Origin of the sequence: Sphingobium aquiterrae (assembly GCF_037154135.1) — a bacterium.
Taxonomy (GTDB): Bacteria; Pseudomonadota; Alphaproteobacteria; order Sphingomonadales; family Sphingomonadaceae; genus Sphingobium; species Sphingobium aquiterrae.
Genome location: NZ_JBANFL010000039.1, coordinates 1 through 13,833, shown reverse-complemented (window position 1 = coordinate 13,833; position 13,833 = coordinate 1). Strand labels below are relative to the sequence as shown.

General features: G+C 66.2%; 14 protein-coding genes. 1 reads left to right on the top strand and 13 read right to left on the bottom strand.

Annotated features, from left to right (window positions below; all coding sequences use genetic code 11):
• Window positions 1–45: 45 nt before the first annotated feature.
• The 10 genes from WFP78_RS22950 to WFP78_RS22905 all read right to left on the bottom strand — a co-directional run bounded on the left by WFP78_RS22950 (window position 46) and on the right by WFP78_RS22905 (window position 8,603).
• On the bottom strand, window positions 46–441 hold the full coding sequence (locus WFP78_RS22950; RefSeq protein ID WP_336966812.1) for a very short patch repair endonuclease: 396 nt from the start codon (window positions 439–441) through the stop codon (window positions 46–48).
• Between the two features lie 11 nt (window positions 442–452).
• Window positions 453–1,298 (bottom strand): GIY-YIG nuclease family protein, encoded by an 846-nt coding sequence (locus tag WFP78_RS22945; RefSeq protein ID WP_336966810.1) that lies wholly within the window; start codon window positions 1,296–1,298, stop codon window positions 453–455.
• Entirely contained in the window at window positions 1,298–2,398 is a 1,101-nt protein-coding gene (locus WFP78_RS22940; protein ID WP_336966808.1) for a DNA cytosine methyltransferase, read from the bottom strand. The genes WFP78_RS22945 and WFP78_RS22940 overlap by 1 nt, the downstream gene beginning before the upstream one ends.
• Window positions 2,399–2,521: 123 nt before the next feature.
• Window positions 2,522–3,631, bottom strand: a complete 1,110-nt coding sequence (locus tag WFP78_RS22935) for a hypothetical protein (RefSeq protein WP_336966807.1) — start codon at window positions 3,629–3,631, stop codon at window positions 2,522–2,524.
• A gap of 108 nt (window positions 3,632–3,739) precedes the next feature.
• On the bottom strand, window positions 3,740–5,716 hold the full coding sequence (rlxS, locus tag WFP78_RS22930; protein WP_419723023.1) for a relaxase/mobilization nuclease RlxS: 1,977 nt from the start codon (window positions 5,714–5,716) through the stop codon (window positions 3,740–3,742).
• 273 nt (window positions 5,717–5,989) lie between these two features.
• On the bottom strand, window positions 5,990–6,346 hold the full coding sequence (locus WFP78_RS22925; RefSeq protein ID WP_336966805.1) for a hypothetical protein: 357 nt from the start codon (window positions 6,344–6,346) through the stop codon (window positions 5,990–5,992).
• 218 nt (window positions 6,347–6,564) lie between these two features.
• The gene (locus WFP78_RS22920; RefSeq protein ID WP_336966803.1) at window positions 6,565–7,173 is read right to left on the bottom strand and encodes a lytic transglycosylase domain-containing protein; all 609 of its coding nucleotides are present in this window, start codon (window positions 7,171–7,173) and stop codon (window positions 6,565–6,567) included.
• Window positions 7,161–7,745 carry a S26 family signal peptidase gene (locus tag WFP78_RS22915; protein WP_336966802.1) on the bottom strand — a complete coding sequence of 195 codons (585 nt, stop codon included), beginning with the start codon at window positions 7,743–7,745 and terminating at the stop codon, window positions 7,161–7,163. The genes WFP78_RS22920 and WFP78_RS22915 overlap by 13 nt, the downstream gene beginning before the upstream one ends.
• Window positions 7,738–7,971 (bottom strand): helix-turn-helix domain-containing protein, encoded by a 234-nt coding sequence (locus tag WFP78_RS22910; RefSeq protein WP_336966800.1) that lies wholly within the window; start codon window positions 7,969–7,971, stop codon window positions 7,738–7,740. Before WFP78_RS22910 ends, WFP78_RS22915 begins: the two co-directional genes overlap by 8 nt.
• A 332-nt stretch (window positions 7,972–8,303) precedes the next feature.
• On the bottom strand, window positions 8,304–8,603 hold the full coding sequence (locus WFP78_RS22905; RefSeq protein WP_336966799.1) for a DUF736 domain-containing protein: 300 nt from the start codon (window positions 8,601–8,603) through the stop codon (window positions 8,304–8,306).
• 126 nt (window positions 8,604–8,729) lie between these two features.
• On the opposite strand from WFP78_RS22905, the gene WFP78_RS22900 reads away from it, so the two are divergent.
• Window positions 8,730–10,124, top strand: a complete 1,395-nt coding sequence (locus WFP78_RS22900; protein ID WP_336966798.1) for a PIN domain-containing protein — start codon at window positions 8,730–8,732, stop codon at window positions 10,122–10,124.
• 90 nt (window positions 10,125–10,214) lie between these two features.
• Here the strand turns inward: WFP78_RS22900 and WFP78_RS22895 are convergent, their stop codons facing one another.
• From WFP78_RS22895 to WFP78_RS22885, 3 genes are all read right to left on the bottom strand, one after another.
• Window positions 10,215–11,972 (bottom strand): ParB/RepB/Spo0J family partition protein, encoded by a 1,758-nt coding sequence (locus tag WFP78_RS22895; protein ID WP_336966797.1) that lies wholly within the window; start codon window positions 11,970–11,972, stop codon window positions 10,215–10,217.
• Between the two features lie 89 nt (window positions 11,973–12,061).
• Window positions 12,062–12,496 (bottom strand): DUF2958 domain-containing protein, encoded by a 435-nt coding sequence (locus WFP78_RS22890; RefSeq protein WP_336966796.1) that lies wholly within the window; start codon window positions 12,494–12,496, stop codon window positions 12,062–12,064.
• The gene (locus tag WFP78_RS22885; protein ID WP_336966795.1) at window positions 12,493–13,464 is read right to left on the bottom strand and encodes an ArdC family protein; all 972 of its coding nucleotides are present in this window, start codon (window positions 13,462–13,464) and stop codon (window positions 12,493–12,495) included. The genes WFP78_RS22890 and WFP78_RS22885 overlap by 4 nt, the downstream gene beginning before the upstream one ends.
• Between the last annotated feature and the right edge of the window lie 369 nt (window positions 13,465–13,833).

The window sequence follows — 13,833 nt, the reverse complement described above, 5'->3', positions numbered from 1 at the left end:
TAAACCATCGAAATGAGGGGTCCCTTTTAGACGCCGATCACCCCGCTAACGGGGTCCTTTTTGCACGCCGATCCACATGATATGTTCAACGAACGCATCGCGCTTGGAGGGATTGCGGGCCTCGCATTCCCAGATCGTCTCGACCCGCCAGCCCGCGTCGCTTAGCCTTTTCGCAGCGATCTCGTCACGCGCGACGTTGGCCTCGAACTTCGGCATCCAGAATTCGAGGCGCGATTTCGGCATGCGGCAATGCGGGCAACCGGGGTGGCGATGCCAGAAGCAACCATGAACGAAGATCGCGAGACGATCGCCGCGAAACACGATGTCGGGCCGTCCGGGAAGATCGGACGCGTGAAGCCGGAAACGATGGCCTCTCGCGTGTAGCGCGCCGCGCACCAGTCGCTCCGGCGCGGTGTCCTTCCCTCGGACGCGCGCCATCACCTCTGAACGAGTCAGGGCTTGGGGCTTGCGCCGTCCTCGAGATACTCGCGCGCGTATCGGTAGGTCACCTTCTCACGATACAGGATGACGCGATCGGGAAAGACCGTCGCGCGCCAGATGTCGGGCAAAACTTCCAGCAACAGGCGCAACGCCTCGCGCATCGTGATGGGTTCGGCCGGAAGGGATACCGGGGCGGCGTCGCGCTGGTCGATATGGCCCACGGTGTGACGCTTGGGACGTCCTTTCTCGTTGGTGTCGGTTTCGTAGCGAAACAGATAGGGCAGCCCATCCTTGATCGCGATGAGCAGATCCAGCGCGCCAAGCATCGCGCCGCGCGGCAGGAAACTCAGCGGCCGGTCGATATCAACTGGGCGCTCCTTGTCGAAATCCGCAGGCTCCTGCGTCTCGCGGTTATGACCTGGATCATTCGAGCCGAAACCGCTGAAATTCCAACGCAGCGCGGTCGGGTCCTTGCGGCGCAACTCGTCGATCAGGATCGCCTCGACGTCGAAGTTCGAGAACACCATGATACGGACGGCCTTAAACCCGATCGTGCTGGGATCGAGCCCGACGCGGTCTTGGATCGTATGGTGATGCCGCGCGAGCCGCGAGCGGAAACCATGTCGAGTGTCGGTCTTGCCCGCGTAGACCGGATGGCCGTTCTCGAAGAGAACGTAAGCGCCCTTCGCGCGCTCCGGTATCGCGGCGATCGCCTCCAACGTCAGTGGGGCGATCTCCGCGCGATCGACGACACCCGGAAGCTCGTCCCGGAGCACCTTCTCCACATCGATCTCATATTCGACATAACCCCGAGCGGATGGCTCGGCGACATGGGCCGCGGGCGTCTCGAAAGCCATCAAGCCGCGCGGCGACGTCGGGTCCGCGCGCGCCCCAACCCGTTGGCGAGCGATTGCCCCGCGGCCCGCGCCAATTGTGTGGGCACGGCATTGCCGAGCTGCCGCATGCTCTCCGTCCAGCTGCGCGGGAAAATATAGTCATCAGGGAGGCCCTGCAGTCGCGCGGCCTCACGAACGGTGAAATAGCGGACATCGCCCTTGTCGGTCACCATCATGTTCTCGCCCCCGGGAACACCGTGGTCACCCGCCTTGAGCGCCTTGGCCGGCAGGTCGAGAGGGCTGCCCGTGTGGCCCTTGTAGACCTTGGCGCCGGCCTGATGGACGTGATTGCCAAGACCGTTGGGCGCGCCGAGTCCCTTCAGGACGTCGCGAACAGTCACCCACCGTCGCTCAGCGGGCGCTGTCTCGAGCGCGCGGAGTTTGCGCACGAGCGCGGCGTCGGCCGGCGCGAAACTGTCGATGCCGCGCCGAAGGCCATGGTCCGACCAATATTCACCGGTAACGAACTGATCCCACAGCAGGCGCTCGCGCGAATGTGTGGCCTTCATCTCGGAGGGCATGATCCCAAGATCCGATCGATAACCGAAGATCAGGACGCGGTGACGACGCTGGGCCGCGCCGAAATTGGCGGCGTCGACTTGCTGGACAGTGACCTCATACCGCAAGTCCGTCTTGCGGTCTGGTGTCGCGAGCCCCGCCACGATGGTCGACAAATAGGGGGCGAATTTCGGACGCAGCAGCCCGCGCACATTCTCGAACAGGAACGCGTCGGGACGAATTTCCCGAACGGCGCGAATCGCCTGCGGCCACATGTCGCGATGATCATCGTCGCCACGATGCTTGCCGCCAATGCTGAAGGGCTGACACGGAGGGCCGCCCGCGACCAGGGTCGCGCCGGCGTGCGCGCGCCAATCGACCTGGCGGACGTCCGCCCGCTCTATCGGCCAATCCTTGACGTGCTCAACGCCTCGCTCCGCGTTGTGCTCGATGGTCGCGACCGCGCAGTCGTTCCACTCGACCATGCGCTCATGCTCGAAGCCAGCGCGCGCCAGACCGAGCCCAAGCCCGCCGCAGCCCGTGAAAAGCTCAACGCTTCGCATGACGATTCCTGTTCGCGATCATAGTGCTCCTCCGCGCGAAAGATTCGCATTTCGGGACGCCGACGACAAGCGATTTATCATCCGCCCGAAAACTTTGTTCCAGTCTTGTTCCGCCAGAGTCGATCAAGATTCGAGCGCCCCATCGTCAAACGCGATGTCCTCGACGCCGGTACGGAAGGTCACCCCGTCAACGGTGATCTCCTCATGATCCCCGAAATCCAGGCTCGTCTCGCCGTCGTCGACGGCGTCGTCGCCCCGTAGGATCGCCTTCTCCGCAGCCGCGCGATCGACAAGCACCAGCGCCGTCCCCCGCTTCAAGCCACGCGCCGTGTCGATCAAAGCCCGCGCGCGACCCATGCGGTCGGCGCCGACGAGGGGGATGAGCCCACCGGCCTCGATGGCGAGCGCTCCGAAGCCGACATGACCTGGGATGAGCGTCAGATCGCGACCCGTCGCGTCCGAGGTCGGGCTGATCGCCAGGTCGCGCGCTTGCGCGGCGACATCGGGACGCCCGATGCCATCGAGCAGATCAGCCAGCCAACGGGCGCGCATTTCCGCGCGCACCGAGCGCGCCTCGTCATCGACCAAGATCCGCCCCTCATGGCCAGGGTCGCAGGTGATGATCGTCGGCGCCGCGGCGTTCGCCACCGTCCCCCAGCGACAAGCGACCGCCCAGCTTTTGAAATAAATCGGCCCATGGGCATCGACGATCTCGACCCGTTCGAGCTGTTGCAGAGCGGTCCTGATTGGCGGCGGACGGTTCCCATTCCAATTGCCCCGATCATGACTGCCCTTCGCCTCGGCCACTACGAGGCAAGAGTGATGGTCGTCCCATCCAACCCAGTCGGGGAGATCGCCGGGATATCCAGCGCGCCGGCGCAAGATGATGCCGGGCGCGAGCTCCAATCCGTCATGAACCTGGCGCAGCCACCGGCATCCATGATCGCGTCGCAGCGCGGCGCGTCCGAAGAAGCGGCCGAACAGGGCGGAGTAGGCGCGTTTCACCTCGGCGTTCGTGCCTGGTCCTGTGCCACGCCAACGCAACTCGATCGAAGGATGGGGCTCCAGCAGCGCCGAGAACAGGTTCATCCAACCGGCCGCGACGAGGTCGATCTGCAATGTCTCAACCGCCGCCCCCCAAGCCGCCCAACGAAGGTCGAACCACGCGCTTGGCGAGGTGGTCGACCAACTGCCGTCGGGGGCGATCTCTCGCCGGGTGACCGTTCTTAACATTGAACCTCTTTGGGCGCGCTCGCGCCGGGACTCGACGGGGACGCTTGCGGAGCGCGCCAATGCCCAGACGAGGGCGACGAACGCGTCGAAGAATCAATCCCTCCTCTCTCACACGATTTCGGGGCCAGATCGAGCGCGATCAAACCGCCAACTGATGCCGTCGGCGCGCATTATCCCCGACGCGGATTTGCCAAGCTGACTTTCCAGCGCGGGCCTCCACGGCACAAGCGTGAACTCCCTCGCCTTCTCGATCACGGCGAAGCGCCCGCTCGCCAGTTCGACCTTACGCGCAACGACGCCCTCGATGCGGTCGCCGGCACGGGCTTCGACATAGATCTTGCCGATCTCCCGCGTGAGGACGGCGCCCTCGCGCGACAATTCCCGACCTTGAAGCATCAAGATCGCGTTGGCTTGAAGTCGAATGCGCCCTCCATCCGCTTCCGCCAGCTGCTGCTCGACCAGCCATTGCTGCCGGCTGGCCATCGCGGCTCGGACGTCACGGCCAAAACCGGCGTCGCGTATCGGCACCGGGGACTGTGACGCGAGCTCGCGGTCGACCCAGGTCGCCGCGTCGGCGTCGCGAAGCTGGTCGAGTGGTCGCGCTGAAAGTGTTTCGACCTCGACTGGCTGGTCCCGATGACGGCGCGCCTCATAGGCGGCGGCACGATCGACATGGTCCGCAGGGATTATCCATGACCCGTCGACCTCGCGTTCGACGCCGGTGCCCGCCCGCCGCATCGCCTCAAGCCGCCGCACATGGGCTTCCGCGAACGCCTCGGTGGCCGAGGGGTCATGCCGCAGATGCAGGTCGGTCGAGTATCGCCCGCCATTCGCCGCCGCGACCTCGGCAACGGCGCGATCGGCGTCCCGGACCTCCATGCTTCTCGCCGACACCCGGATGATCGCGCCCTCCGGGATCGGCGCGACGGATTCCCCTCGCCCGATATCGATGTAGTGGGCATGACCATCGACGCCGTCGACCAGGAGATAATGCCGGTCACGGTGCTCATCGGCGAGGCCGCGCGAGATCAGCCGGCCGACGACAGGCTCCGGATCGCTTTCTCCGGCGCCGAACAGGCTCCGCCCAATCCATGGCCGCTGGAGGTTCCGGGCCGTCAGCTCGCGCTGCATCGTGCGGATGATATCGCCCCGTTCGCCGAGCGTTCGAAGCGTGCCCTCGAGGTCATCGGCGAGCCGCCAGCGGCCACCGCCGACATTCTCGGCGATGCCCATGCTCGCGAGCTTCTGCAACCGGCCCGCGCGAAGCGACTGCCGGAAGGGATCGCGATCCGCCGACGTGACCGTGCGATCGGCGTCCATCGAGCGGATCAGCCGCCGGTCGATCGCGGTCATCCGCTCCTCGCCGATATCGTGGCGAAGCCGCGCCTCGATTTCCTGGTCGGTCCGCGGGCCGAGATCGAGCGTCACCAGTTCGCCCGCGCGCTCGCGGATGCCATGCGCGATATACTCGCGGGCGATGATCAGGTTCTGACCGGTGTCGTCGACGCCGCGCAGCATGATGTGGGTGTGGGGATGGGCGGTGTTGAAATGGTCGACGGCGACCCAGTCGAGCCTTGTGCCCAGGTCCGCCTCCATCTGCGTCATCAGGCGGCGGACAAAAGGCTTGAGGTCGGGATATTCCCCACCGTCCTCGGCCGATACGATGAAGCGGAACTGGTGACGATCGCCATCGCTGCGCTGCAGGAACGCCTTGCCGTCGGCCGTGTCGCGCTCGGCGGAATAGAGCTCGCCCGGCGCGCCCTCGCGCGTTACGCCGTCTCGCTCGATATAGCGCAGATGGGCGCGCGCGGCGGGCATCCCCTTGGTGCCGATGCGAACGAGGCGCGTCTTCACCACCGCGCGCCGCGCGCGCATGCCGCCGAATCGATCGCGGCTGGAGAGAAGTCTTCCAATGCTCGCGCCACGGCCTATGCGGCTGCCGTCGAATCGACGGCTCCTGACCGACCCTTTCTCGGCCGAGCGGATCGCCGCGCCGACGACACGGCCAAGGTAGCGTCGCGCGCGCTTACCGCCTTGCTGGCGCTGCCGACCGAGGCGCGGCTTGAACACGTCGTCGTCGCTCATCTCCGGCCACCGTCATGCCAATGGATCTCGCGAATTCGAGCCAAAAACGGCGGATTTCGGCCAATCCTGGCGAGCATGTCTCGTGGCGCTCGCGCCATGTCTCTCGGAAAAACGATGTGCAGACAATCACTTGGCACCTGTCGCGAGACAGTGCCTTTCTCTTGCTTTCGCCTTTTTCCTTCCTCGCGCTCCCCCACCCATTCCCGGCTCAAAGAAAAAGCCGGAACGCGATGCCGAACCGACAGCGCATCCCGGCCTGAATTATCCGACCTCTCAAGCATCCGCCAACGCCGCGAGCGCCTGTTTGCGCCGCCCGAATTCGCGCTTGCCCATCAGTCCGTGCGGGTTTCCATCGCCATCGACGATCATCACCGCAACGAACCACCTGCCATCCAGTCGCCCGAAAATCCGCACCCGATCCAGATCGATCTCCTCCTCATCCGTGCTCTCATACGCGCCGATCCAGCGCTCCATGTCCCGCGCATCCCAGAGGAATTCTGTCTCCTCGGCCTCCAAAAACCGATGCGCCAGAGCTTCCCCGACACCGTGGCCGAACTCGATCTCCAGCCCTGAAACCAGCGCCGCCATCACGCGATCCGACGCCACCGAAATGGGTTGAAACAAGCCCATGATCATCTCCTTCGCTTCTGTTCTCCTCATCGAGAACATCGTGAAGAAGACGGGTGGCGGAGCGGCTGTCAGGGCCGCGGAGCGAAGCGAAGCGCCGCGAAGCGGACGTGGGGGGAACCGATTTTCGCAGAAAATTGGGGGGCACCCACGGGCCTTGATAGCCGCTTCGGCAGCCGTCATGCTGGGCCTGTCGAGACGAGCCCCTCCAACGCCCGCGATCATGGCACGACCTTCCGGACAGCGAACAGCACCGCTGGTCCTTCACCTGGGACCGGTGGCTTTTCGTCCCCGGCGGTGTCCCGGCGAACGACGAACAGCGACGGTTGCGCCGTCCGTTGTGGTGCCGGTGGATCAGCCGGCGCCGCGCGGCCGACAGTGGCGAGGTAGGCGACGGTCTCGCCGGGAAGTTGCCGGCGGGCCGCCAGAAAGGCGGCATAGGCTCCAGGCCCGGCATTGTAGGCGCCGAACAGCCCGGGATAGCCGAACCGGTCGTACATCAGCCGGAGGAAGAAGGTGCCCGCAAGGATGTTGTCGCGAGGATCGTCGGGATTGCTGCCGAGCGAGAGACGCGCGCGCATCGCTGTCCACGTCGCGGGCATTAGCTGCATCAGCCCCATTGCGCCGGCGCGGCTGCGGATCGGACGACCATTGAGAACGGTAAGGCCGCGGCTCTCCGCCCATATCACACGCTCGATCCAGCTCGTCGGGATGCCGAACCGGGCCGACGCTTCCTGGATCAACGGCCGCCAGCGGTCGACGTCGTCGGCCCGCGCCGGCGTGGCCGCGATCAGGAGCACGGCCGGGACAAGCCGGATCAACGCGCCCATAGCAACCGCGCCTTGCCGATCACCTGCGAGCCTTCGCTGATGCCGAAATAGCGGCCATCGAACGACGCCGGGTTGTTCGCCATCAACAGGAAAAGCTGGCTGCCGCGCAGCCTCACGCACCCGCTCCAGGCCGGCATGGGACGATTGCCGGCATCGACTGCCCGGCGTTCCGCCACCCGGCTTCCGTTGACGAACACCTCGTGCCCAAGCGCACAGACTTCGTCGCCCGCCGCCGCCGCGACGTGCTTCACCAAGGGCACGTTGGCGGGGATGTAGCGACGCCGCGAAGCCAGCATCCGCCATGGATCAGGCACGCGGGCGATGACCATGTCGCCGGGGCCAACCGCCGCGTCGGGGGTTACCGCGTAAAGGCCGATCGGGGCGCTCGCGCTAGCGTTCCAGACGAGGCGGGGAGCCGGCGGAAACGCCAGCGTGAGGCCGAGCAGGGTGATGCCGGCACCGGCGATCGCGATGCGGCGACCCAGCGTCCGGCGGCGTCGCTTCTCGGCGCGAAGCTGTTCGCCCCACGCGAGCAAAGGCATGCCCGCATCGTGACTGGAGCGCCTATTCATGGCCGGCTCCTCCCCTCGACTGGGCCCTCGACCATGCGTCGAGATCGTCGATATGATATTGGACGAAGCGGCTGTGGCGGCGGAAAACCGGGCCTTTCCCCGCGCGCCGAAGCCGCTTCAAGAGGCGGCTTGAGAACTTCAGATAGGCTGCCGCCTGGTCGGTGTTGAGATAGGGAGAGCCGCGTTTCGCGCGGTTCGCCCGGGAAATATCATCGTCGCTATCCATGTCGCCTGTCCGTCACTCCGGGGGGACGGCATCGCGCCGTCGCTGTCACCGGGACTGCCGGACGCGACACCGGCCGGGGAGTGTCGGAAACGGCATGCTTGATTTCGACACCCCGGGGCGGAAACAGGGAAAACCCCGCGCACCGGAGTGCGCGGGGCTCGGCCTTACCAGGAAAAGACGGCGTGGGTTATGCCGGGTGGCACGGGCTCTTCGGTCCCGTGCGACAGTAAGCTGACGGTGCAGACGCCCCCGCCTGCAAGGTCCCTCGCGAGCTATGGCAAATCCGGCTCGCCGCCCTTGCCCCGCGCGCCGAGGCGCGCGGGGCTTCTGGATCAGCGCGACCAGATGAGCTTGTGCTCGCCATCGTCACCCTGGCTGAGCGTCGCGTAGATCGGTGCCGGGAAGGACGGATCGTCGAGCTTGAGGCTTAGATATTCCGCGCCGGTCTCGCGCGCCGCCTTGGTCCAGGCCGCCCCGAACTCCACACCGCCGGCGCTGACGCGGTGGTCGGGGGACTTCTTGTTGTCGCGCTCGCAGGGGCGGATGGTCGCCTTGACGCGCAGCGTAAGGGTCCGGATTTCGCCATTGTAGCTGCCGTTTTCGCCGCGGGTGAAGCTGCCAATCTGTGCCATGATAACCTCCTTCAAAGGTGCGATGCCGCCCGATGCGGCCTCGACAGGCGGTCGATGAGGCGGGCGGAGGACGGACCCGCACCCGCAGGGCCGCAGCGCAGCGGAGGACGGCCAAAGCCGGGCTTCTTGCCTCGCGAGGAAGGCGAGGAAACCGAGCCGGGGAAGAAGGTCGGCGACGCCGTTGCGGGACCGCCGGACCCCGCCAGACCCGCCGTGAGAGAGGTCCGTTTCGGACGGCATTCCATGAGGGAGGTGGCACGGACAGGAGGGAAAGCGCCCTCGGTGCGATGGCGCGATCGAAGGCGATTTTCGTGCTACGACGTAGCAATGGCCTATGACGCATTCACGATCGACACAAACCTGGCAATCGAGGGCGGCCTCAATCTGGAGGGCGGCCTGCTCGGGCAGCTGACGCAGTTCAAGGACGGCCAGATCGACCTCATCCTGTCCGAGATCGTCGTGCGGGAGGTCCGGAAGCACCTGAACCTGCAGGTGAAAAAGGTCCGGGACACGCTGGTCAGCCTGGCGGCGCGCGCCGAGGAAGTACAGTTGACAGAGGGCGATGCGGCGGCCGAACTGAAGGCGAAAGTGGAAGCGCTAGGTGACCCGCGCGACGTCGCCGGCGCCCGGCTCAAGAAGTATTTCGAAGATACCGGTGCGACAACGATCCCGGTGAAGCTGGCGTCGATTGACGCGCTTGTTCGCGGATATTTCTCGGCCTCCCCGCCGTTCGATGCGACGGGCGCGAAGAAGAGCGAATTCCCGGACGCGATAGCGTTGCTGGCGATCGAGGCGTGGGCGACGAAATCCGGCAAGAAAGTGCTTGCCGTGTCAAAGGACAAGGGCTGGGCCGATTTCGCGGCGAATTGCGACGTGATCGATGTCGAGCCGGACTTCGCCAAGGCGCTCCAGATCGTGCAGGAGCATGCCGAGGAGGCATCGGCCCGCGTGGGCGCGATCCTCGAAGCGGTGGAGGCCGGCGGCCTCCCCGAGATCGCTGCCGCCATCGAAGAGGGCCTGCGTCGAGGGTTGCCGGGTTGGCCAATTCATGGCGAGGGCGGCGGCGCTTTCTATCTAGAGTTGGACAGCGCCGAGCTGGAATTCGAATCCTACACGTTGATCAAGGATGGCGACGGCTACGACATCACGATCGTTCGAATGGGCAGCAACCAGGTCGTCGCGCGCATCGGCGCGGAGATGAAGGCAACGGCTCGCGCCGATTTTTCGCTCTCGGTGTGGGATAGCATCGACAAGGAATATGTCGGTATGGGCGGCCAGTCGGCCGAGACCACCATCGAGTTCGACGGCGCTTTTCTGCTGACAATCGGGGGCGACCTCGCGGGCGATCCGGCCGATCTCGAAGCCGAGGAGGTTGAGATTGTCGAAGCCATCGACGAGGTGGATTTTGGCGAGATCGAGTTCGATCCCGGCGACGAGGACTATGAAGAGTGGCTCGCCGAGGATGCCGATGCCGACGTGGCGGTCGAGGGCCAGGCCGCCATTGAGCCGCCGGCATTCTAAAAAAACCGCGCGCCGACGCCGGAACGGCGGAGGCGCGCGGCCGGATTTTGAGGGGCCGGGTGCGGGCGGGGTTTCCCCCGCCCGCGATGATCACGCCGCTTGCTTCAACGGCTCCTGCTCGGTGTCGGGGTCCGGCTCGGGGGATCGCGCCGCCTCGACCTTGGCATGGGCAGCGACGGTCCCGACGCCGCCCCGCGCGGTGTAGGCCGATGCCGGGAAAGCGAGCCATTTCGGCACCCAGCGGTCGACCTTGGTCCGCCCGTCCGCGCCTTCGAGATGATCGCTGACGATGCGCTTCAAGGTCTTGGTCTTCTCGCCCGCGTTGGCCGTCGCGACCGTCTCGCCCGCGACCTCGGCGACGATCCGCGTCAGCACTTCCTTGTCGCGGATCAACTCGAAGAAAGCCGGGTCGGCCCGCCACCAATCGGCCATATCCACGTCGATCTGCACGCCGACAGCGGCGACGGCGGCGCTGCCGCTCGCCAACGTCTCACCCATGATGACCGTGATGACCTCCATGATGACAGGGTCTGGCAACTCGATCAGGCGCAGGAACAGGCCCGCCACGCCAAAGTCGTCGCCGTTGCCGCCGGTCACAGTCGGCTCCTCGGGCGAGAAATCAAGCATCGCCAGCACCGCGCGGCGGCGCTCGTCGAAGACCGACTCGGCGCGCGAGGTTTCGAGGCTTTCGGCAACCAAGTCGTTGCGGGTGGACTGCGGCTCGGGCGAAACGCGCCACAGGTGCGAACCGCCGATGGCGTGGGCGACCATCAGGCGCAACGCGATGCCGGGATGCCCAAGCAAGGCAGCGCGGGCGGCGGCGTGACGGTGCAGGTCAAGATAGGTCTGCATCGTCGACGTCACCTCGGGCCGGGCGATTTTCACCGCTTCCGGGGCATCGCCGCGCGCGACGCGCTGCGCTTCCTTGCGGGTCAGATAGCCTTCGTGGAAGGTCACCTCACCGTTGCTGCGAACATCGACATACACGCGCCCGCCCTTGCGCTTGGGAGCCTTCTCATGTTCCCAAGTCTGGAAGTGGTCGGAGGGCGGCACGATGACGACATCGCTCCAGCCTTCCTCCAGATAGGCGGCGCGGCGCGCCTCGATTGCTTCGTTCTGCGCGGCCCAGAATGCATCGGCATCGGCGAAATAGCGGTCGTCGCCGAACAGGTCGGCGACGGTCGCGCCCTTGAAGCCGTCGAGGTCGAACAGCGCGAAGCGGGCCGGGATCGACTGCCCGCCGAACAGCCATGCCTTCAACTGGTGGCCGGTCGGGACATAGGCGTCCGGGTCGTCGAACAGCGCCAGCCACGCGCGCTGCTGGCTCTTGCTGGCAAGGGTCAGGTGGCGGACTGTGGCGCGGTCGATCTTCTCCGCCGCATAGAGGCTCCGGACACGTGGCAGCAGATTGCCGAGCGCCAGCACCCGCGCGATGGTCAAGTCGGGAAGCCCGAAGGTCGCGGCGATGTCGGCAACATCGCGACCTTCCTTGACCAGCCGGGTGAAGGTTTCCCACTGCGTCACCTCGTCGGCGTCGAGCCGGGCGAGGTTCTCGATCATCGACGCCTCGATGGCGGCGGCGTCATCGGTTTCGGAGAGGATGCGGCACGGCAGGGGCTCGGCCTCGCCGGTTTCCTGCGCGACGATTTTGGCGGCATGGAAGCGCCGCGAACCGGCGACGATCTCGAAATGGCCTTCCTGACAATTGGGGCGGACAAGCAGCGTCTGGATGACGCCGCGCTTGCGCACGGTCGGCAGGATATCGGTCACATCGGGGACTTTCTTCCCGTAGCGCATGTTGGTCTTGCTGACGGACAGCTTGTCTTGGTCGATGAAAACGAGTGTCATGGCTCTACTCCTTGTGAGTGCCGGTCCGTCGTTCTTTCCGGGAGGGCGGACCGGTTTTCGGGATGGCGGCGAAGCGCGCCGCCCGCGCGTCAACCGCCGTCCGGCTCGCCGGGACGGTGCGGAAGATCGGGAGCCGTGCCGGTCTGGACGGCGCGGCGAAGCAAGGTTTCGGCCCACAGGATCGAACCGGCGCGGCGCGCCCATTCGGACCAGACGGACAGCGAAAAGCCGGTCGTGAACGACAGGTCGCGCTCGATCGCCATGCCGTAGGGCAGGCGCACGGCGGCGATCTCGGACAGGCTGAATGGGCCAAGTTCCGGGCAACCGAAGCCAAGGTCGGCCAGCCCGAACAGGGTGTCGCCGTCCTCGGCCAGTTCGGTTGCCAGCCATGTCGCCGCGCCGAGCGGATTGAACAATTTGACCACGGGCGGCGGATCGAAGCGCCGCCACTTCTCGTCACAGGCGCGGCGGGAAATGTCGTTGGCGCGCAGCGCGAAACGGAGTTCGGGGGTCAGGAGGATCATGCCGCGATCCTCCCGTCTTGCTGCGCGGCCTGTGCCTCGCGGTGGCGCGCCAGCAGCCAGTCGGCGGCCTTGGTCGCGGCGCTCGCCGCGCGGAAGATCGCGCGGTTATCCTCGCGCAGGACCTCCAGCCACGAGCCGAGATAATCGGCGTGGCGGACGGTCGGCACGATGCCGAGCGCGGCACAGAGGAACGCCGAACCCATCTCGGCGATCAGTTCCTCACGGGCATAATCCTTGCTGCCGAAGCCGTTGGTCAGGTCGCGCGCCAGCCGCTTGGCGTGGCCGGTGGCGTGGGTCAGTTCGTGCAGGCAGGTCCGGTAGTAATTGACCTGCTTGAAGAAGGCGGGCTGCGGCGGCACCTGCACGAAATCGAGCGAGGGGACATAGAAGGCGCGTGTCCCGCCGATGCGGAAATCAACGCCCGATGCGGCGATCACCTCTTCGGCGACCGGCATGATCTCGCGTTCGGGCAAGGGGACCGGATCGGACGCAAGCCCGGCGCGCAGCCCCTCGCACTGCGCGACATTGAACACGGTAAAGCGCTTCAGGAAGGGCACGGCCTTGGGGTCGCCACCTTCGCGCGAGGCGCGTTCCTTTTCGGCCTCGGGAGTGAAGCGGTCGGCATAGACGACGGTCACGCCACGCTCGCCCTTGCGCACGCATCCGCCCGCTTCCTGCGCCTGCCGGAAAGTCAGCCACGATTGCGACGGCCAGCCATGCTCGATCACCGCGCCCCACAGGATCAGGACATTGACGCCCGAATAGCTGCGCGCGGTGAGGGCGTTGCGGGGCAAGCCGGGTCCGGTCCCGCCGCTCGCGCCCCAAGGCTGGACCCACGGCAAACGCCCGGCCTCAAGCTCGGTGATGATCCGCGCGGTCACCTCGTCATAGAGGTTGATCCGGTTCTCGGTCTGACGATCTCCACCCGCACCCTTGCGGCGGGAACGGCGGCTGGCGGCTTCACGCATGGCTTTCCTCCACACCACCCCAAAAAGCACAAAGCCTCCCCGCAAAGGCGGGGGTGGGCGGCAAAGAGCGACCAAGAGGCCCGGCTCCAGCGGCCGGCGGCACCGTCAGGGCGGAACAAAGTGGAGCACCCCAAGCGCAGCGACGGGGTTGCCGCAGGCCGCGACGGGCCTAGCCGGGAGCGCCGCCTACCTCCGCCGCAACGGGAGAGGCAAACCCACAACGCCGCCGCGGGAGCGGCGACCATGTCAGCGGGCGCTCCGCGCCCGCGCCCGCCATGCGATCGTCACCCGGATGGGCGTGCGCCGTTGTGGCGCGAAGAAGAAAGGAGTGTTCGAATGAACTGAGCTTACTGGCGTAGCTTATGCCTG